We start from the raw sequence: 19,661 nt of genomic DNA, 5'->3' as shown, positions 1-19,661 counted from the left end.
GCAAGCGAAATCCAAGCCTGCCCACACATTGGGAGGTGCGTGAGGTCAGTTATGAAAGCCGGGGACACGTCAGATCGCTGCTCACTTCATTGCCTGCGGATGACTACAGCGCAGAGGCGGTCGCTGAGCTGTACCTGGAGCGCTGGGAGATCGAGTTGGGCTTTCGAGACATCAAAAGCTCGATGCAACAAAACGCAGTGACGCTGCGTAGTAAGAAGATCGACCTGATTTATCAGGAGGTTTGGGGCCTGCTACTGGCTTACAACATCATTCGCAGGGAGGCGAGCCAGGCCGCAGTAGCCTTCGGTCGGGAGCCTTCAGATATAAGGTTCAAACCCGCCTGCCAGTACATCGCGGTGCAATTGATCGTCATGGCTGCGGCCAATCCGGTTTCGGCAACAGGAAGAAGGCTGGCTGAATTGCGGGGAGGTGTCGCAGGGCTGTTTCTGGACCACCGCTCAAGGCCAGGGAGGCCAAGGACGGTGAAGATTTCCAAAACCCGGTATCCGGTGGATCGTAAGGCTGCTCCGCTTAAGTGAACAGCATTACCGCCTTGGCGGGGCTTTTGCGTTTCTGTCCGGCTGCTTTTAGTCCCTGCTGACGGGCTTACCAACTCCTTTACATGCGACCTTTGGCTGCTGTCTGGCGCGCCTGTTACTTGTCACAATGCCGGTATTAATCCATGTAAATAGTGGGGTCAATCAGATGATTTCCAACCTTCGATTACGAGTGAAGTTGCTGCTGCTGGGGTTGGTACCGACGCTGATGTTAGCCGTGGTGCTGAGTAGCATCGCCGTCTATGAGTTGCACGACCTGGCAAGGCAGCAGGAGAGCCACGCTCGGGAAAGCCTTACGCGGGATCGCCGCGCCGAGCTCAAGCATTATGTGGAAGTGGCGCGCAATGCAATTGGTGCGCTCTACGAGCGTTCTGCCGACGGGGACATGGCCGCGCGAGCCGAGGCAGTCATGCTTCTCGAAGCACTCTCATATGGCACCGATGGTTATTTCTGGGGCTACGACGACCAAGCTGTGAGAGTTTTTCAGGGCAATACTCGCGAAAAGATCGGCCAGAGCTTTTCTGGATACCAGGACCCCAACGGGGTCTATGCGATTCGCGAGCTGATTAAGGCTGGTCAGAACGGCACACATTTCGTCGACTACAGCTTTGAAATGCCGGATAGCAAGGCAGTGGTGCCAAAGATCGGCTATGCCGAATACCTTCCTAAATGGAAGCTTGCGTTCGGCACCTCGTTAAACCTTGACGGGGTCGAGCGGGACGTGCAGGCGGCGCGCATGGCGTTTCAACAACGCATCGATCGTATGACAACCATCATGCTCGGCTCAGCTGCTGTGCTGTTGGTGTTGATCGCGGGGCTGGCGCTGTTCCTGAGCAATGCCATCCTGAAACCGCTGCTGTTGGTCAAGCGCAATCTGGATGACATGGCCGCCGGAGACGGCGATCTGACCCATCGGTTGCCGGTCACAAGCCGTGATGAGCTTGGCGAGCTGGCCGGATCTTTCAATCGTTTCGTTGAGAAGATCCACGTCCTGGTACAACAGGTTGCCGGTACCACTGCCGAACTGACCGGTCTGGTCGGTGCGGTTGCCAGCCAGGCGCAGCGTTCGGAGCAAGCTATGGCTGATCAGCGGCATGAGACCGATCAGGTGGCTACTGCGATCAACGAGATGTCGGCTGCTGCACACGAAGTGGCGATGAGCGCGCAGCGGGCGGCGGAAGCGGCGCAGGAGACCGATCAGCAAGGCCTGGCGGCCAAGCGGGTGGTTGACCGCAGCATCGAGCAGATTCATGAGTTGGTGGGTGAGCTGCGGGACAGTGGCTCTTCGCTCGAAGGGCTCCAGCGGGACGTGGAGGGCATCGTCGGTGTGCTGGATGTAATTCGTGCGATCGCCGAGCAGACCAACTTGCTAGCCCTGAACGCGGCGATCGAAGCGGCCCGCGCCGGGGAAGCTGGCCGAGGCTTCGCGGTGGTCGCAGACGAGGTGCGGGCCCTTGCCAGTCGCACCCAGCAGAGCACCGGCGAGATCCAGAACATGATCGACCGGCTGCAGAGCGCCACTTCGCATACCGTAGGCACCATGCGGCGCGCTGGCGAGAAGGGCGAGGCAACACGTGAGCAGGCCAATCAGGCAGGCGAATCGCTGGATGCAATCGCCGCGCTGATCGGCACCATCAACTCGATGAACGCTCAGATCGCCAGCGCCGCAGAAGAACAAACCGCAGTGGCCGAGGAAATCAACCGCAGCGTTCATCACATCGCCGATGCGGTCGACGGTGTTGCCAACGATGCCGCCGAGGGTGCTAAGACCGCACGTGAACTCGATGGGTTGGGCGGACGCCTGCAAGGATTGGTCGGGCAGTTCCGCGTTTGACCTGTTGCACATCTGAACGCAGCGCGGATAAGTCCCGCTGCGGTTCCATTGATACTTGTGCACATCCCTTCCAAGCGCTGGAGAGGTCCGCGCGAAGTGCATCGAGACAGGTTCCAGCGAGGCGACGGATGGTGCTGCCGTCCGGCTGGAGAGCGAGAACCGGAACGTAACCGTTCCGGTCTAGTCCCCTATGGCCGCGTCCGCTTAAAGCCGTAGGGGACGATGGCGCATGCCATTTTGCGGCCTGCCCATCAATCTCGTTGCAAGGATGAGTTACCCATGCAAAAGAAAAACAATGCACGTCGGGTAGTTGCTTCTTTCGCTTTACTAGCTTCCACCGCAGCCTTGGCTGCACCCACAGCAGAAATCCCTGCGTTTGACGATTACTGGAGTCCGGGCAAGCCCGACTCAAGGGTTTGTCGCACACCGCTGCTGGTCGGCACGCCGCTCGGTCTGCCGCGCTGTATGCAGGCCAGTAACATCATGACGCACCTGCAGAACCTGCAGGACATCGCCTCCCTGAACAACGGAAATCGCGCGTCCGGTCAGCCTGGTTATCAGGCGTCGGTCGACTACGTGCGGACCACACTCGAACGCGCCGGTTACCGCGTACGGGTGCAGAGCTTTCCCTTCCTCGCGTTCTACCCGGAGGGGCCAGGCTCACTCGCTGCGGTAGCGCCCCAAACCGTGCAGTACACCTGGGAGGAAGACTTCACCTATGCCGATCAGACCGACCCCGGGACCGTGACCGCCCCGGTCGTTCCGGTCGACCTTGCCCTCGGCCTGGGCAACACCTCCACCAGCGGGTGTGAACCGGAAGATTTCGCAGGCTTCCCTGCCGGCGCCATTGCCCTGATGCAGCGTGGCGCCTGTGCGTTTGGCCAGAAGGCAACCAATGCAGCAGCGGCCGGGGCAGCAGGAGCAATCATCTTCAATCAGGGCGATACCGAGGACCGTAAAGGGCTCTTGGTTGCCACCTTGGGTGAAGACTACGAAGGCGGCATCCCGGTGCTGTTTTCCACTTATCAAAACGGCGTGACCTGGGCTGGGACCGAGGGGCTGCAGCTGAGCATGAACGTCGACGTGGTGCGCGAGCGGACCGAAACCTACAACGTGCTGGCCGAGACCCGCCGGGGCGATCCTGACAATGTGATCATGGTCGGTGCGCACCTGGATTCGGTGTTCGAAGGGGCCGGCATCAATGACAACGGTTCCGGCAGTGCTGCGCTACTGGAAATGGCGACGCTGATGAGCAGAGCCTACCCGCTGAACAAGGTGCGTTTCGCCTGGTGGGGCGCCGAGGAATCGGGGCTGGTCGGCTCGACCTACTACGTCAACCAATTGCCGGAGGAAGAAAAGCAGCAGATCAAGGCTTACCTGAACGTCGACATGATCGGTTCGCCGAATTACGCGAACTTCATCTATGACGGCGACGGCTCGGACTTCGGTCTGCAAGGCCCGCCCGGTTCGGGGGCTATCGAGCGTTTGTTCCGCTCCTACTTCCAGCTGCGCAACGCGCCGTCCGAAGGCACTGAGATCGACTTCCGCTCCGACTATGCTCAGTTCTTCGATGACGGCATTGCGTTCGGTGGGCTGTTCACCGGTGCCGAAGACATCAAAAGCGTGGAGCAGGCCCAGCGCTATGGCGGTACCGCCGGGCTGGCATACGATCCGTGCTACCACTCCGAGTGCGACGACCTCAGCAATATCTCCACCGAGGCGTTGGAGTTGCACGGCGACGCGTTGGCCTTCACCACCAGCTGGTTGTCGCTGTCGACCAAGGTGATCGATGACGAAATAGCCGCAGCGGCTGAGCAGAGCATCGGCACGATGCGCATTCAGCAAGTGCAGGAGAAATCTCGCTGGGGCCACTGGATTCGTTAACCACCTGAAATCCGCGCCGGTCAGCCGGCGCGGTCTTTCCATCAGTCCCTTTCCCTACGGCCAGCCGGCCAAATCTGCGACATTTGTTGGAAGGGTGGTGGAAGGCCCATGATTGCTGGGTTTCCGGGCTTCGTCAAGGCAACTTGTGACTCAGTTGTGACCAGCTTGTGACCTCCAGAACCCGCCTGTTTTCCCTCTGTTTTGCTCCTGCATCAGCTGCTTGTGAGCCCCAGCGATCCAAGGGGACCGAGGGCGGCACGGGGGAATTTGGCTGGTCTTCTTTATTGAGATGGGGTCTCAGATTTTTCTCCCAGATTCTCAAGGCAGACCGAGCGACCAGCGAGACGACCCAAGGAGCAACCACCAGCAGCCAATAAGAAGCCTGTAGCTTGCCCATGTGAGTCTCCTACTGATTTAGTCAGGTATTGCAAAAAGAAGCCCCAAGACCCATTCAGGTCGAGGAGCTTTAAACCGAATCTCAAGGAGACCCAGTGACAGCCAGTTGTCGGCAGAGGATGGCCCCAGGTTTACCCAGGGCTCATTCCTTTGGATTGGAAGGGGGATGGTTATCACAACTACCTCCCGTCCTCAGGTGCATCTCCCAGGGCCTTACGGCTGCGCTGAGAGGACCAATTGCTTGATAATCGGCAGGGCTACCGGCGTGGTTTCCCACTCGGAACCACCCAGCTTCACTTCGACCATAGCGGTTGCCATCACGTCCACCACAGCGGAGACCTCAAGGTCCCAGCTCTGGGTCGAAGCATTACGGCTCAGTTCCACCCGCCAGACATCGCCTTTCTGGTCTTCACGGAACGACAACAGGGCGAACGCCTTGGGCACCAGAAAGATGCCTCGGTCTGGACCGCTGTAGACCTGAACACGGGTCCCCACCAGCTCGTCTATGTCCTCAAGGCCAGCCCGTTGAGCGGCACGGTTGAGGGTCGGACGGAGGGCCACAGGGATCAGGACGCCGAACTCGGAGACATCACGGCCCCAGAAGGTGTCGAGGTTGACCGCCAGGATGTCCAGCAGGTCTTCAGCCTGGGCAGCAGGGCTACCGCTGAGGGCTCCCGCATATGCCTTGGTGACCGAAGGTTGACCCTCAAGGCTTTGGGCAATCTTACCGGCCAGGGTCAGCTCAAGGTCATCCAGCAGTTTCTCCCCGGTCTGCGCCATGCTGCGCTCAGTGAAGCCGAACTGAACGGTGTGGTCGAAGATCGACACACGACCCGATACCAGAATGCCGACCTCAGGGGCCTCCATCGAGACCAAGGAGCCCGCTTTGGCATCGCCTTGGGTCATCGTTTGCCCATCATAGGTCTGGCGGGGATCGAAGGTAACGGAGCGGTCCTCCATTAGGGCGACCTGAGGAGCGGTCGGCTGAGAGCCGTAGGGGCGAACCTCAGAAGGAAACGCCGTGTTCATGTTGTCGCGCCATTCGTCACCGTTGAGGTGGTCATCAGCAGCCTCATACATGGCCTGGGCATAGACCAGAGGGTCCGTAGCAGCCATGTGATCCGCTCGGATGTCGGAGGTGTGGAAGGTTGCCTGGGTGGCCGTTGAGCCGTGGGCAGTGGTGACGGTCTGGGAGTAGACGCTATCGGGTTTCTTGTACTGGAAAGGTTTCATTGTTGGTAACTCCTTAGAAAAAGTATTGGCGAGTGGTAATCAGAACGAGGACCAAAAGGTCCATAGCGTTAACGTCCACGGGCAGCACGCAGGCGTTCGCCATGCTCACGAATCTCTCGGGCCTTACGCTCACGCTCAGCGATCTGCTGGGCAATCTCTTGGGGCGTCGGGACGTGGCAGCGGCGGGCATGTGCCTCGGCTTCAGCCTTCAGGCGCTCCTGCTCGACTCGCTGCTGGTGCTGGTGGCTCCGATAGAGTCGGGATGCCTCAGGGGAGCCCTCAAGGCTCAGCCCAGCGGTAGCGAACGCATCGGCTACCTTTACGATTGCCGGATGGTTCTGGCCTTCAGCCGCGACCAACAGAGGCAGGAGGACCAGCTCGGCATACTCTCGGGCCAGGGTTTGGCCGTGGATGCTTACGGTCTCGGGAGTTACGTTGCTAACGGTAATTTTCATTTGGGTAGGTCTCCTATCCCATAGAGCAAACCCCCAGTCCGCACGGCAGGCGCGACAAGACGCAAGGAGACGTAAACACGCCGACCCTGGGGGTTTGCTCTATGGATTCTTGATTTCAGTGTGTCGCCCGTGGGATGGGCGTTTGGGGGGCTTCAGGTGGGGAACTGAAGGGCGTAGCGTTAGTTCGCTACTGGTGTGAGCTTGTAGGGCTCCCAGGTGAGTCGCTGGAGTGGGCGCCAATGGCTGGCGGTTGTCGATAACGGATGATGAAACCTTAAAGACGAAACCCAGCGACTCCCTGGGAGCCCTACAGGCGCTCTCAGCGTGCCGTCAGGTCGAACCTGATAGGCAGCAGCATTGCTTCCTGAAACGTCATGGCGGCCCGCTCAAGGATGCCGTCCAGCTCTCCCATGGGGAGCCTGAGCGTTTCCTGGAGGTCGGCCTGAAAGGACGCCAGGGTTTGGTCCGTGTGGACCCTGTAGGCACTCCGAGCGGCATGGTAGACACGGCGGGCGCTTGGGGTTGCCAGAGCGTCGTTGAGTCGGTCACAAAGGGCCTGAGGGCACCCTGGGCCAGGAATCAGTCGATAGCGCATTAGATGGTCACCTTGGGGGCCTTGGGGGCCTCACGGCGAGCCTGGGACTTCTTGCGGTCACGCTCAAGGGCCCACTCATTAATCGCATTGGCTCGACCTTCCAGCCAGACCACGCCCTTGTCAGTAACTCTCCAGCCATCGGCGTTCCCGAAGACCCCCACGTGGCGCTTGAAGAAGCCAAGGGTGAACGCTCTGGCTACCGGCTGAAGGACATGATCGCCTTTATCATGATCGAAGACGCTCTGGAATTTACCCTGGGCCAGCAGGTAACGCTTAGCCAGTAAAGGCCTATCGACCCGCGCGGCTCGACAAGCGTCGGACCACGAGATTCCATGACCCTTGGCCTTAAGCATCAGAGCGGTGGCCTTGGGCATGTTGTCAGCCAGGAGCTTGCCCGTTTCGGCCAATGCCAAGGAGGACATACGGGCGGACAGGATGGCGTCGTTCCGCATGGTCACGAAGGCATCGACTACCATGACATAGAAGTCGAGGGAGCAAGCCATGGCATAGGCGATGGTCGCCCGCTCAGTTGCCCATGTGCCGCCATTGTCACCATTGACGGTATGCAAATCTGCACACCGCTCGAAGTAGTCCCGCTCACGTCCCCGCCACTGGGCCGGAGGTTTGGTCAAATCGGGCAGCGTTTTGTTGACCTCAGTCAGCGACCACAGGCCCTCAGCGTTCGGCTCGAAGGTCTGCCCTTCGATAACGATAGGCAGCAGCTCGGTTTTCTGTTCGTTGATGTTCATTGTCTGTTTTCCTTTTGGTAGCGCCCTTCAGGTCGCACCCACAGCCGGTCATCCAGACCCCAGACAAGGGAACCGGCGTGGCATGAAAGGCGCTATCAGAAAGACTGGATTGGGATTGCCAGAGGGAACTGGCGTTTGTGCCCAGCGACGGGCGATGAGGGACAACCGAGGGGTAGTCCTATTAGTGAGGGTTTTTAACTGAGGTGGACCTTTGCAGGTTTTGCACTGGTTGACCGAGAGCCAGACTCAAGGACATTAGGTTGCCCTCAAAGGATCAGGATCATGGTCTGGCAAGACCTGTCTTACACTTGAAGACAACCCTTGTTCCTCAAGGAGAACCTAAGGACTGAGAGATAACCTAAAGTTTAAAAGATTATTAAAAGAGTAATTAAAAGATAACCCTTTAGAATCTTTAAGTAACAGCCACCCTTGTGTCTATGAACGAATCAGGGGCCACCACCTCCCTGAGACGACCGAGGAACACTCGGCTTAATTCATAGCTCACCCCGGCTCGACTACCGGGTCCACGGCTGGGTCCCTGTGCTGTAGTCAGCGGCGGGTCATTCCAGTGGATAAGAAAGGGTCACCCTGGTGAGCTGCTTTAAGAGCAACCGCAGGGAAGTCGAATGGGCATAGCGAAGCTCGCTACTGAGTGCCAGCGGACTGGCGGAAGGAGGGAATCAATCGTCTCTCCTTATAGTGAGGGTTTTTGTGGACTGTCAGTTGCTCGGCTGGGTGAATGCTATGGCGGTTCCATTCAGAACATGCCAGCAGTTACTCGACAAGGCGGATGCCTTCTTGATTGACACGCCTGTGATTCCGTCTGCCCCATTGACGTAAGCGGATACCTGTAGGTCGGCTACTACGGACTCCTCTCGTGGGGGTTCGTGTAGGGAGTTTCGGTGACAGCGGGACGCGGAGATTTCCCCAAGGATTTCAGCTCCTTTTGGTAGGGAGTCGTAAACTTTGACCGTCTTTAAGGCATCGCGATGTTCCTTGAGGCTCGTGTAGGTCAGCTCGTTTCCCACCTGTAGATTAGGGGAATGCGAGGCACAGCCAGCCACAGCGGTGACCAGCGTAATGAGGCATAGCGCTTTGATCTTCATACGGTTCCTCCAATGGTTTCGTATGGTATCAATACGCCATTACTCCAAGCTAAGCACTACTCCACATTATTCCCCGGCGAACTGCTGGCCGGTCTTGCGGATCGACGGGAGGACTTCCTCGGTGACCCACTTGCGGAAGGGCTCACTGGCCGGGGCGTGGCCTCGCAGGAGCATCCGGTAGGTCTCGGCCTCCGTGAACATGATGGTGGTCTTTCGTATTGCCCTGCCCTTCCCATCTAAGGGGAGACTGGTAAAGTTTTCCTGTACCAGTGTCGAGAGGTGGACCCCAGGCTTTGGTGCCGACTTCAAGGCCCGTAGGTCCTGAATCGACTGCTTCGGGTTCTTCAGGCCAGCCGCTTGTGCCACCTGAGTAGCGATGAACAGGAGGTCATGCTCGGGATGGCCGATCAGAACGTCCAGCTCGGCGGCACGCAGTAGCGCACCTGATACCTATTGCCTGCTTCGGGGGACTGCATGTTCCGCTTCTGGGAGAGTTGACCGCTGGGGGTCCACCGGAAGGTCTGGCATTTCTGTCGAGACCTCACAGGCGTTCCAGAGGGGCAGGCGCATGGCAGTCTTGGTGTACCGATTGCCGTTCGGCATGAGCGGAAAGCTCTCTGGCATTTGAGGCCAGGGAACGTCCCCAGTCGGAGAGTACCGCCGAAGTCCTTGAGACCCTTGACGCTGTGAACTGCGCCGCTCGGGTCCTTTAGACCAGCCGCTCGGCTTACCTGGGGAGCTTCTCCCTCAGAACGACTGCCAGCTTCTCCACCGGCACCCCAGAGCCATACGTATCGAAAGCCAGGGTGCCCGAAGATTGCCCAAGGATCGCCTGTACGTATGCCACTGGGACCCCTTCAGCTTGCAGCAGGGACGTGATTGAGTGCCTCAGCGAGTGGAGGGTCAGGTCTGGATCATCGTTGCTCAGGATGTCCCGTAGAGCGAAGTTAAGCCCTCGACCAGCAAGGCGGTAGTTCACGCCCAGCACGGTATCCGCCTCGGCATCCTCCACGAAGCGCAGGAAGGCCCTCAGGTCGAACCCATAGGCCCCATCGGTCAACGGAACGAGTCGCTTGGACTGTGCCGTCTTGAGTTCCTTTCCATTGTTGTCGTTGATGTCGATAACCCAGATATCTCCCTCTTTGCGTATGTCCTCTTTGGTCAACTGGGCGTATTCATTCAGCCTTGCCCCAGTGATGACTCCCAGTGACAGCGCCCAGCGCTTCCAAGAGTCAGCGGGGAGGCCGTTAACGTGGGTCATCAGCGTAGCTATCTGCTCCTGAGTGAACGCCTTTCTGGTGCTCTCTGCGCCCTTCTTGTACTTGAGGTTTTGGGTGTATGCCTTGGGAATCAGATCGTTGCTCACAGCCCAGCTGAGGACCGTAGCGAGCTTGGTTAGCAGGTTGTTGACGCTGAGTGGACGCCGGGACTCTGAAAGCGTATCCCGAAGGGCGATAAGGTCGGCCCGTGTGTGCGTCCTCATGTCCAAATCGCCAAGAGCCTCCGAAAGGGTCCCGTGGCAATAGCCGATTTCCTTCATGCTGCTTTCTTTGACGTTCGCCTTGTGCTCGTTACGGTAGGACTCAGCGAGAGACTCAAAGCGAACCGGAGGAAGGGCCTGAGGTGGGCTTACAGATAGGGAGGCAGATGATGCTTTGGGGCTATCACGATCAGCATCCCTATCTATTTTATCTATAAGCCTTACCAGCTGCCTTGGGTCACCTCCCAGCCTTCGCTCAGCTGCCAGCATAATCTGCCTTGCCATGGACACGCCTTTTGCCTGAGGAACGGTCAGAGCGGCAGTCGATGCGATGTACCCCAAGTCATCATTGAGGTCCGAGTAGTTCATGCACATTACGTCCAGCAGTTCCCACTCTGTCGGAGTCGCCAACAGGTCCTCTGCGATAGACCGAAGGTGATCGCGTATTTCAGGCCACGTAGAGTCAGGATTGTCGAGATGGAAGGTTCTGAGAGCCGCCTGGAGCTGCTTGCTGGTTGTCATTGCGGTAGATCGGTCAGTGGTGCGGAGAGAGACTGTGCAGGATGCCACAACGGAGCCCTTGGGTCGGACCCTCAGCTGATAAACGCCTTGCTTCCTGAAGTGCCAAGGGGAGGCCAAAACGACCCGAACTTGTGACCGGCTTGTGACTGGGTTGTGACTGAGTGTAGCTTCGTGAAGGCCCATGATTGCTGGAGTCCGCGTGGTTCCTGGGGAGCCACCACATCCATGCCAAATCTGCGACAATCGCGGCCTTCACGCTATCGCTTACGGCTGTCCATGACCGACGCAACGCCCGCCTTTGATCAACTCCTGAAAAACCTCGACCAGGCGATGTACGCCGATCGCCATCGCTTGCGGCGTCAGCTGCATGACCTGCGCAAGAAAGTTGGCGATGCACCGCTCGAAGACGAGCGCCTCGCCCAGTGGCTCGAACGTTTCCACGCCTCTGCCGCCAAGGCCGAGGCGCGGCGGCAGAGCGTGCCGACCATGCGCTACGACGACAGCCTGCCGATTGCCGCCAAGCGCGAGGAGATCAAGGCTGCGTTGGAAAAGCACCAGGTGTTGGTGATCGCTGGGGAAACGGGTTCTGGCAAGACCACCCAATTGCCAAAGATCTGCCTGGAAATCGGCCGTGGTGTTCACGGGCTGATCGGTCATACCCAGCCGCGTCGACTGGCTGCACGCAGCGTCGCGACGCGGGTAGCCGAGGAAATCGGTACGCCACTGGGTGAGCTGGTGGGTTATCAGGTCCGCTTCGAGGACCAGAGCAAAGACAGTTCGCTGATCAAGCTGATGACCGACGGCATCCTGCTGGCCGAAACCCAGCACGACCGTTTCCTTGAGCGCTACGACACCATTATTGTCGACGAGGCCCACGAACGCAGCCTCAACATCGATTTCCTGCTCGGCTACCTCAAGACCTTGCTGCCACGGCGGCCGGATCTCAAGGTCATCATCACCTCGGCGACCATCGATCTGGAGCGCTTCAGCGAGCACTTTGCTGGGGCCGGCCTTCCGGGCGCGCCCATCGTCGAGGTGTCCGGCCGAACCTTCCCGGTCGAAACCTGGTATCGCCCGCTGGCGGCGGAAAGCGACGAGGACGGCAACCGGGTCGAGGACGATCTCACTGTCGACCAAGGCATTCTGGCGTCGCTGGACGAAATCGAGGCGCATGAAAAAAGCGTCGGCAAGCGTCCGGGCGATGTGCTGGTGTTTCTGCCCGGTGAACGCGAGATCCGCGATGCCGCCGAAGTGCTGCGCAAGGCCAACCTGAAGTTCACTGAGGTGCTGCCGCTGTATGCGCGTTTGACCCCGGCCGAGCAGCAGAAAATCTTCCGCCCCGCGGCCGGTCGCAAGATCGTGCTGGCAACCAACGTGGCTGAGACGTCATTGACCGTGCCCGGTATCCGCTACGTAATCGATTCGGGCACGGCGCGCATCAGCCGCTACAGCTATCGCGCAAAAGTGCAGCGTCTGCCCATCGAGGCTGTGTCCCAGGCCAGCGCCAACCAGCGCAAAGGCCGTTGCGGGCGGGTCGAGCCAGGCATCTGTATTCGCCTCTACAGCGAGGAGGATTTCCTCGGTCGGCCGGAATTCACCGATCCGGAAATCCTGCGCACCAACCTCGCGGCGGTCATTCTACAGATGCTGCATCTGCGCCTTGGCCAGATCGAGGATTTCCCCTTTATCGAGCCGCCGGATGGCAGGGCGATCAGCGATGGCTTCAACCTGTTGCAGGAGCTGTCAGCGGTCAATCGCGAAAACCAGCTAACACCGCTGGGCCGACAGCTGGCGCGTTTGCCCATCGACCCGCGCCTGGGCCGCATGCTGCTCGAGGCGGTGCAGTTGGGCAGCATGGCCGAGGTGCTGATCGTTGCCAGTGCGCTGTCGGTACAGGACGTACGCGAGCGACCGGCCGATCGCCAGCAACAGGCCGATCAGGCCCATGCTCAGTGGAAGGATCCGGATTCGGATTTCGCCGCGCTGATCAATATCTGGCGCGGCTTCGAGGAGCAGCGTCAGGCGCTCGGTTCCAATCCGTTGCGCACCTGGTGCCGGAAGAATTTCCTCAACTATCTCCGCCTTCGCGAGTGGCGTGACGCGCATCGGCAACTGACGCTTATCGTGCGGGAGTTGAAGCTGCAGGAGCATAAAGAGCCTGCTTCTCGTAGGAGCCAGCTTGCTGGCGATCATGTCTCCGAGCGCGAGGATCGCCAGCAAGCTGGCTCCTACAACGAGCGTCCGGAGCCGCCTGCGCTCACCACCGACAAAAAGCTCAACGCCAAGCTCACCCAACAGACCGAAGCCAGCGAGGCTGCGCAGAAAGCCAAGAGCTATGCCGCGGTGCATAAGGCGATCCTGTCCGGTCTGCTCAGCCAGGTGGGCCACAAGACCGAGGAGGGCGACTTTCTGGGTGCCCGCCAGCGACGTTTCTGGGTGCACCCATCCAGCGTTATCGGGCGCAAGAAGCCCAACTGGATAATGGCGGCGGAACTGGTCGAAACCACCAAGCTGTTCGCCCGCATGGTGGCGAAGATCGAGCCGGACTGGATCGAGCCGCTGGCCAAGCACCTGATCAAGACCAACCACTTCGAGCCGCACTGGGAGAAGAAGCGCGGGCAAGTGGTGGCCTTCGAGCAGGTCACCCTGTACGGCATGATCGTGGTGGCGCGACGCCCGGTGCATTTCGGGCCTATCGACCCGCCTGCCGCACGGGAGCTGTTCATTCGCGAAGGCCTGGTGCGCGGGGAGATGCACAGCCGGGCCAAGGCGCTTACCGCCAATCGCGAGCTGCTGGAGCTGTTCGACGAACTGGAAGCCAAGGCGCGGCGGCGGGACATCATTGCCGACGAAGACACCCTGTTCGCCTATTACGACGCTCGCGTGCCGCAGGACATCTACCAGACCGCCAGTTTCGAAAGCTGGTACAAGCGCGAGAGCGCCAAAGACCCGCAACTGTTGGTCATGCGCGACGAAGACGTGCTGGCGCGTGATGCCAGCGAAGTCACTGTGGCGATGTATCCGGATCATCTGCGCATCGGCGAGCTGCAACTGCCGCTGGAGTACCATTTCGAACCCAACCATCCGCGCGACGGCGTGACTCTGCGTGTGCCGGCGCCATTGCTGCCGCAGTTGCGCAGCGAGCGGCTGGACTGGCTGGTGCCAGGGTTGATCGAGGCCAAGGCGGTGGCGCTGGTGCGCAACCTGCCGAAAGCGATCCGCAAGAACTTCGTGCCGGTGCCCGACTTCGTCAAGGCAGCCCTCGCCAAGGTCACCTTTGGCGAGGGCGCACTGCCCGAAGCGCTGGGTCGCGAGCTGCTGCGCATGACCGGTGCACGGGTGTCGGACGAGGCCTGGAGCGAAGCCGCAGCGGGTCTGGAAAACCATCTGAAGATGAACATCGAGGTGGTCGACGCTCGCGGCAAGTTTCTGGGTGAAGGCCGTGATCTTGCCGAGCTGACCGCACGCTTTAACGAGGCGAGCCAGGCCGCACTGGCGCCCTCGCAGCAAAAGGCCGAACAGAAACCGGTGGAGGCCAAGGGCTTCGCCCAGGTGGCGGAAAAAGCCCAGGCGAAAATGGCGGGGCTGTCCATGACGGTCTACCCGGCACTGGTGGAAGAGGGCGGAGTGGTCAAAGAAGGCCGCTTCCCGACCCAGGCCGAAGCCGACTATCAGCACCGCCGCGCCCTGCAACGACTGCTGCTGCAGCAACTGGCCGAACCGGCCAAGTACTTGCGCAACAAGCTGCCGGGACTGACCGAACTGGCGTTGTTGTACCGCGACATGGGCAAGATCGATGCGCTGGTCGAGGACATCCTCCTGGCCAGCCTCGACAGCTGCATCCTCGACGGCGAAGCGCAACTGCCACGCGATGGTGCTGCGCTTGCGTCATTGGCGGAACGCAAGCGTGGCGACTGGGCGACCCATGCTGAGCGTCTGGCGCGCCTGACGCTGGACATCCTCAAGCTCTGGCATGGCCTGCAGAAGCGCTTCAAGGGCAAGATCGACTTGGCCCAGGCGGTCGCGCTCAACGACATCAAGGCGCAGCTGGGCAATCTGGTCTATCCCGGCTTCGTTCGCGAAACACCGGGCGAATGGCTCAAGGAATACCCGCGCTATCTCAAAGCCGTCGAACAGCGCTTTGAGAAGATCGGCGCGCAGCTGCAGCGCGATCGGGTGTGGTCCGGCGAATTGGCTGGCTACTGGGAGCAGTACCAGGCGCGGTTGAAAAAGCATCAGCAGGAAGGCAAGCGCGATCCGGAACTGGTGCTGTACCGCTGGATGCTGGAGGAGTATCGCGTGTCGCTCTGGGCGCAGCAGCTGGGCACAAAGATGGCGGTATCGGACAAGCGCTTGAACAAGCAGTGGAGCGAGGTGGAGGCTTGACCGTAGAGCGTTGCAGTCGCGGCTGTTCTTCAGGTCGTCATTGTTTTTCAGGCGCACCCTAAGCAGCCCGCATGATTGCTAGCCGGAACAGTGCTGACGGTGGCATAGGCCGCTAGTAAAACGAGGCGCTTATCAACAAGCGCCTCGCTTGTTTTGGGTAGCCGAAGGGCGTTTAGAATCTGTAGTTAGCGCTCAGCTCAAGGGTGCGCGGCGCGCCAGAGGTAATCAGGTCGACCGAACCATGGGCCGAGGCGTAGTACTCCTTATCGAAGACGTTGAACAGGCGCAGTGCCGCATCCCATTGCTCTTGCTGATAGAACAGCGCTGCATCGAATGTGGTGTAGCCGGGTAACTCGGTTTCGTTATCCAGCGAGGTGTACCGGCTGCCGACATAGTTGGCGCCCATGCCAACACGCCAGTCGGTAGTGAGTGAGCGCACCGCCCACAGGTTGGCGCTGTGGCGCGGCGTGAGCGTTGGCACCTGGCCCTCGTTGGCAATACCGTTGGTCTTGCTGTTCGATTTGGTGATCTCCGCATCCAGGAAGGCATAGCCACCATAGAGCTGCCAGTTGTCCGAGACCTGACCCATGAAGGTGGTTTCGAACCCGTCAGTGCGTTGCTCACCCGCCAGTACCAGTTTGGCCGGGTTGACTGGGTCGGTGGTCTTGATCTGAGTACGCTCCAGGCGGAATACCGCTGCGGTCAACGTGAGCTGATCCTGCAGCAGGTTCCATTTAGCGCCGATCTCGTAGTTGGTGGTTTCCTCAGGCTCCAGTTCCACGTTGGCTGCGCTGACCTGGAACATTTCGCCTGAGGGCTGATAGGACTGGCTGACCGAAAGGTAGTAGGACTGCCTGTCATCCGGCTGCCAGACCAGACCCGCCCGCGGGCTCAGCGTGTAATCGGTACGCTCCAGCTCAGTCTTGCCGTTGAGGTCGTCGCGGAAGGTCTGGTCGAACTCGTCGTAACGCACGCCTAACAGCGCTTTCCAATGTGGCGACAGCTCGATCAGATCCTGGATGTAGAGGCCTGTAGTTTCCTGCGTATTGAGACCGTCGCCGGTCTTCCGGTTGGCCTGAGACGGCACTGGTTGTAGCGCATCGCCGTAAACAGGCACCCTCGCTACATCATCCTGGTTGAAAAACTGCTGATCCTTTTCTTGGCGTCCGAACTCAACGCCGTAAAGCAATTGATGATTCATTCCAGCGAAAACCGCGTTCTGTTTCAGCTCGGTCTGGTTGAACCAACCATCCTCTTTACGCTGCACATTGCCGCGCTTGAGCTTGACCAGCAAGGTACCGTCCGGGGCAGTGACGAAGCGGTTGGCGTCGGTGTGAGCCAGGGTGTTGTTGCGGTCCAGATCGTAATGGTAATAGCGGCTGGTATTGCTCAGCGTGAAGGCGTCATTGATGCGGTAATCGATACCGGCAGTCAGCGAGAAGACTTCGCTACGGGTGTAGTCCTGATCCGCGTCGGCCGAACCGAAGCGTTTATCGCGATCGACATCGACCGGGCGGCCGTTGAGTGCCGGAATGCCAAAGTCGATCAGACGCTTGTCGTACAGATATGACGCGCCGAGGTTGATCTCCAGATCCTCGGAGAGCTGGAAGTAGGCAGACGGCGCCAGGGCCTTGCGTTCCAGAAAACCGTTTTCGCGGAAGGTGTCGCTGTCTTCCAGCGCGCCGGTCACACGAAACGCTTTGTTTTTCTGCTCCTGATCGGCCCAGCCAGCATCGAATTGAGTGCGCCGTTTTCCTTCGCTGTCGAAGCTGACACCCACTTCCTGCTCTGGCGTGAATGTAGGTTTTTTGGTCACGCTGTTGATCAGACCGCCAGACGAGCCGCGACCATAAAGCACTGCCGCCGGCCCCTTGAGCACCTCCACGCGCTCGATGTTCGACATGTCCCGGTAGTAAAGCGCGTCATCACGAATGCCATCGATGTACTGGTCGCCAATGGCGCTGAAGCCACGGATGGTGACCTGGTCGCGTTGCCCGTCGCCGTTGCTCAGGCCGATGCCGGGTACGTTCTTCAGCGCATCCTCAAGGGAATCGGCGCCCTGGTCCCTGAGCACGCTCTGGGGAACCACATTGACCGACTGCGGAATATCGCGCAGCGGGGCGTCAATTTTCAGGGCAGTCCTACTCTCTTCGGGCTTATAGCTCGCTTCTTCGCGGGCACCGGTTACTGCGGTGGCAGGAAGCTCAAGCGGGGAAGCGGATTGGGCGTAAACAGCCGGAGCTGCAAGCACGCTGAGCAGCGGCAATAGACGGGTTACATTTGATGGCACGGTGTCATCTCCAGTGGAAGAGGAGGCGACGATAGCGATATGTAAACGCAATGTAAATGATAGAGATTATCGTTAGTGGTTAGCTTTACGCTCTTCCGTTATTGTTTCCCGCCTCGCCCTACGCTACGAGCCGCCCGGCCGACTCACGGCTGCTGCTCGCGCATCTTTGCTAAGCCGTTCCACCCGTTGCAGCTGACCTCCCTGGTCCAGCCTGATCCGCAACAGATCTTCGGCCAAAATCAAATTCGAGGCGAAATGCTCTGCTGCCTCCACCCGAATGTCGTCAATTGATAAGCCTCTGTTCGGTGCGCCTTGATACCGCGCGCTGAAGTGCGTCAGCACCAGATGCGGCAGCTGGACCGACGCTGCGAATGCGGCGATCTGCGCGGCGGTGCTGTGGCCGAAATCAGCTTTGCCGGCTTCGGCGATGGCCTGGGTATAGGTCGCTTCGTGGACCAGCAGTTGCGCGCCTTGGCACGCCTCGCGTAGAAGTTCGGGCTGGTCGTTATCGCCGGCTATAACGACACGACGCGGTGCACGACTGAACAGTAGATAGTGCTCGCTACGCAGCGTGCGTCCCTCATGTTCGATGTCGTGACCGCGCATCAGATCGCCCCAGAGTGGGCCGCGCGGCACGCCGTCGCGGTCGAGCTTGTCGACATCGAGGCTAGGATCGGGGCGGCTTTCGGTAAAACTGTAACCCCAGCTCGGGACCCGATGGGAAAGGGCGGTGGCCTCGACGCGCATCTGCGAGCTGCACCAGCCGGCGAACGACTCGGTGGCGTGAAACTTCAGTTCGTAGGGCAGCCAGCTCTGGCTCATTTCCAGCGTGGCGCGTACCCAGTCTTCGATCGCCCGCGGAGCGATGATATCCAGCGGCTCCTGGCGCCGCGCCATGCCAGCGCTGGCGAGCAAACCCGGCAAGCCGTAGCAGTGATCGCCGTGCACATGGGTGATGAAAATCGCACGCAAGCCATGCAGCGTCAGCGGCGTATACAGCAATTGATGCTGGGTGGCTTCGCCACAATCGATCAGATACCAGCCTTTACCACTGTCCTCCAGCAGCGCTACGCCGCTGACATTGCGGGCCTTGGTCGGCGTGCCGGAAGAAGTGCCAAGGAAGATCAAGTCCATGGTGATGCTCGTGCGTAGTCGTCGCGTCAGTATGGCGGCCGAGTGCCGGCGGATAAACCGGCACCCGACCGGGGTACATTGCCGTGGTCATATATCTTTTAGCTACTAAGAAAGCACGAACTTATATTAAGGATTGCTAGTTCGGACCGTTATGCTGCTGGTCTTTGACGCGGCCTGTGTGCCTTGAATCGGACGTTCGCATGGAATTCGGTGTAATCGGCTTTGTTATAGCCGGCCTGCTGGTTGGCTTTATCGTTGGCATGACCGGTGTAGGCGGTGGCTCGCTGATGACGCCGATTCTGTTGTGGTTCGGCGTCAACCCGGCTGCGGCCGTGGGTACCGACCTGCTCTACGCAGCGATTACCAAAGCCGGCGGCGTCTGGGTACACCAGAAGAATCGCAATATCGACTGGAGCATTACCGGCTGGCTGGCGCTGGGCAGTGTGCCGGCCGCAGCGCTGACGCTGTGGCTGTTGAAAGGGCTGCACACGGACCAGGATGCGCTCAACGCGATCATCAAGCACTCCCTTGGCATCGTGCTGGTACTCACGGCGCTGGCTGTGCTGTTCAAGAAGCAACTGCTCGCTGTGGCAGCTCGCTTGTCAGGCCCGACCCCCAGGCTGTCGCCTCGCGGGTTGAACATCCTGACCGTAGCTGTGGGCGTTGTGCTTGGCGCAATGGTCACGCTGACTTCGATAGGCGCGGGTGCGCTGGGTACGGTGGCGCTGTTCTTCCTTTACCCCTTGCTCGCCACGCGCCGCCTGGTGGGGACTGAGATCGCCCATGCGGTGCCTTTGACGCTGGTAGCCGGGCTGGGCCACGCCAGCATGGGCAACATGGACTGGACGATCCTGAGCTACCTGCTGATAGGCTCGTTGCCGGGCATTTATTTGGGCAGCAACCTGTCCGGCCGGGTGCCGGAAGCGGTGTTACGACCTTGCTTGGCAGTCATGTTGGCGATGATCGGCTATAAGCTAATCTGACCTATCGCTTTTTCGGGAGTGGCACGCGCCGCGCAATTCTTGGCAGAGCATGCGCGG

12 protein-coding genes are annotated in these 19,661 nt (G+C 59.7%); 5 read left to right on the top strand and 7 right to left on the bottom strand.

The features are described 5' to 3' along the window. The 3 genes from ACQKEK_RS14105 to ACQKEK_RS14095 form a co-directional block, all read left to right on the top strand. A partial coding sequence (locus ACQKEK_RS14105; protein ID WP_499167634.1) for a transposase occupies positions 1 to 539 on the top strand: 539 nt, incomplete at its 5' end. 127 nt (positions 540 to 666) lie between these two features. Next, on the top strand, positions 667 to 2,391 hold the full coding sequence (gene ctpM, locus ACQKEK_RS14100) for a methyl-accepting chemotaxis protein CtpM (protein WP_499143232.1): 1,725 nt from the start codon (positions 667 to 669) through the stop codon (positions 2,389 to 2,391). 279 nt (positions 2,392 to 2,670) lie between these two features. Then, positions 2,671 to 4,275 (top strand): M28 family metallopeptidase, encoded by a 1,605-nt coding sequence (locus tag ACQKEK_RS14095; RefSeq protein ID WP_216707207.1) that lies wholly within the window; start codon positions 2,671 to 2,673, stop codon positions 4,273 to 4,275. Between the two features lie 609 nt (positions 4,276 to 4,884). Here the strand turns inward: ACQKEK_RS14095 and ACQKEK_RS14090 are convergent. The 5 genes from ACQKEK_RS14090 to ACQKEK_RS14070 form a co-directional block, all read right to left on the bottom strand. Beyond that, positions 4,885 to 5,904: a hypothetical protein gene (locus tag ACQKEK_RS14090; RefSeq protein ID WP_200598801.1), complete on the bottom strand. Its 1,020-nt coding sequence runs from the start codon at positions 5,902 to 5,904 to the stop codon at positions 4,885 to 4,887. A gap of 68 nt (positions 5,905 to 5,972) precedes the next feature. Further along, complete coding sequence (locus ACQKEK_RS14085; RefSeq protein ID WP_499143230.1) at positions 5,973 to 6,359, bottom strand: hypothetical protein; 387 nt, start codon at positions 6,357 to 6,359, stop codon at positions 5,973 to 5,975. Between the two features lie 594 nt (positions 6,360 to 6,953). Then, positions 6,954 to 7,703 carry a hypothetical protein gene (locus ACQKEK_RS14080; protein ID WP_278362353.1) on the bottom strand — a complete coding sequence of 250 codons (750 nt, stop codon included), beginning with the start codon at positions 7,701 to 7,703 and terminating at the stop codon, positions 6,954 to 6,956. Positions 7,704 to 8,875: 1,172 nt separating this feature from the next. Further along, a complete protein-coding gene (locus ACQKEK_RS14075; protein ID WP_499143238.1) occupies positions 8,876 to 9,217 on the bottom strand; it encodes a BRO-N domain-containing protein in 342 nt (113 codons plus the stop codon). A gap of 319 nt (positions 9,218 to 9,536) precedes the next feature. Beyond that, positions 9,537 to 10,811 carry a tyrosine-type recombinase/integrase gene (locus ACQKEK_RS14070; RefSeq protein WP_168425089.1) on the bottom strand — a complete coding sequence of 425 codons (1,275 nt, stop codon included), beginning with the start codon at positions 10,809 to 10,811 and terminating at the stop codon, positions 9,537 to 9,539. Between the two features lie 276 nt (positions 10,812 to 11,087). Here ACQKEK_RS14070 and hrpA point away from each other — a divergent pair, with 276 nt between their 5' ends. Next, positions 11,088 to 15,197: an ATP-dependent RNA helicase HrpA gene (hrpA, locus tag ACQKEK_RS14065; protein ID WP_499143229.1), complete on the top strand. Its 4,110-nt coding sequence runs from the start codon at positions 11,088 to 11,090 to the stop codon at positions 15,195 to 15,197. Positions 15,198 to 15,369: 172 nt separating this feature from the next. Here hrpA and ACQKEK_RS14060 read toward each other — a convergent pair whose 3' ends face one another. Together ACQKEK_RS14060 and ACQKEK_RS14055 are read right to left on the bottom strand one after the other, a co-directional pair. Continuing rightward, positions 15,370 to 17,487 (bottom strand): TonB-dependent receptor, encoded by a 2,118-nt coding sequence (locus ACQKEK_RS14060; protein ID WP_499143228.1) that lies wholly within the window; start codon positions 17,485 to 17,487, stop codon positions 15,370 to 15,372. A 123-nt stretch (positions 17,488 to 17,610) separates the two neighbouring features. Beyond that, entirely contained in the window at positions 17,611 to 18,621 is a 1,011-nt protein-coding gene (locus ACQKEK_RS14055; protein WP_499143227.1) for a ribonuclease Z, read from the bottom strand. Between the two features lie 200 nt (positions 18,622 to 18,821). Here ACQKEK_RS14055 and ACQKEK_RS14050 point away from each other — a divergent pair, with 200 nt between their 5' ends. Further along, entirely contained in the window at positions 18,822 to 19,604 is a 783-nt protein-coding gene (locus ACQKEK_RS14050) for a sulfite exporter TauE/SafE family protein (protein ID WP_499143226.1), read from the top strand. The last annotated feature ends 57 nt before the right edge of the window (positions 19,605 to 19,661 follow it).

Origin of the sequence: Pseudomonas sp. NPDC077408, from assembly GCF_050269105.1 — a bacterium.
Classification (GTDB): domain Bacteria; phylum Pseudomonadota; class Gammaproteobacteria; order Pseudomonadales; family Pseudomonadaceae; genus Stutzerimonas.
This window is presented reverse-complemented; position numbering and strand designations above follow the sequence as displayed.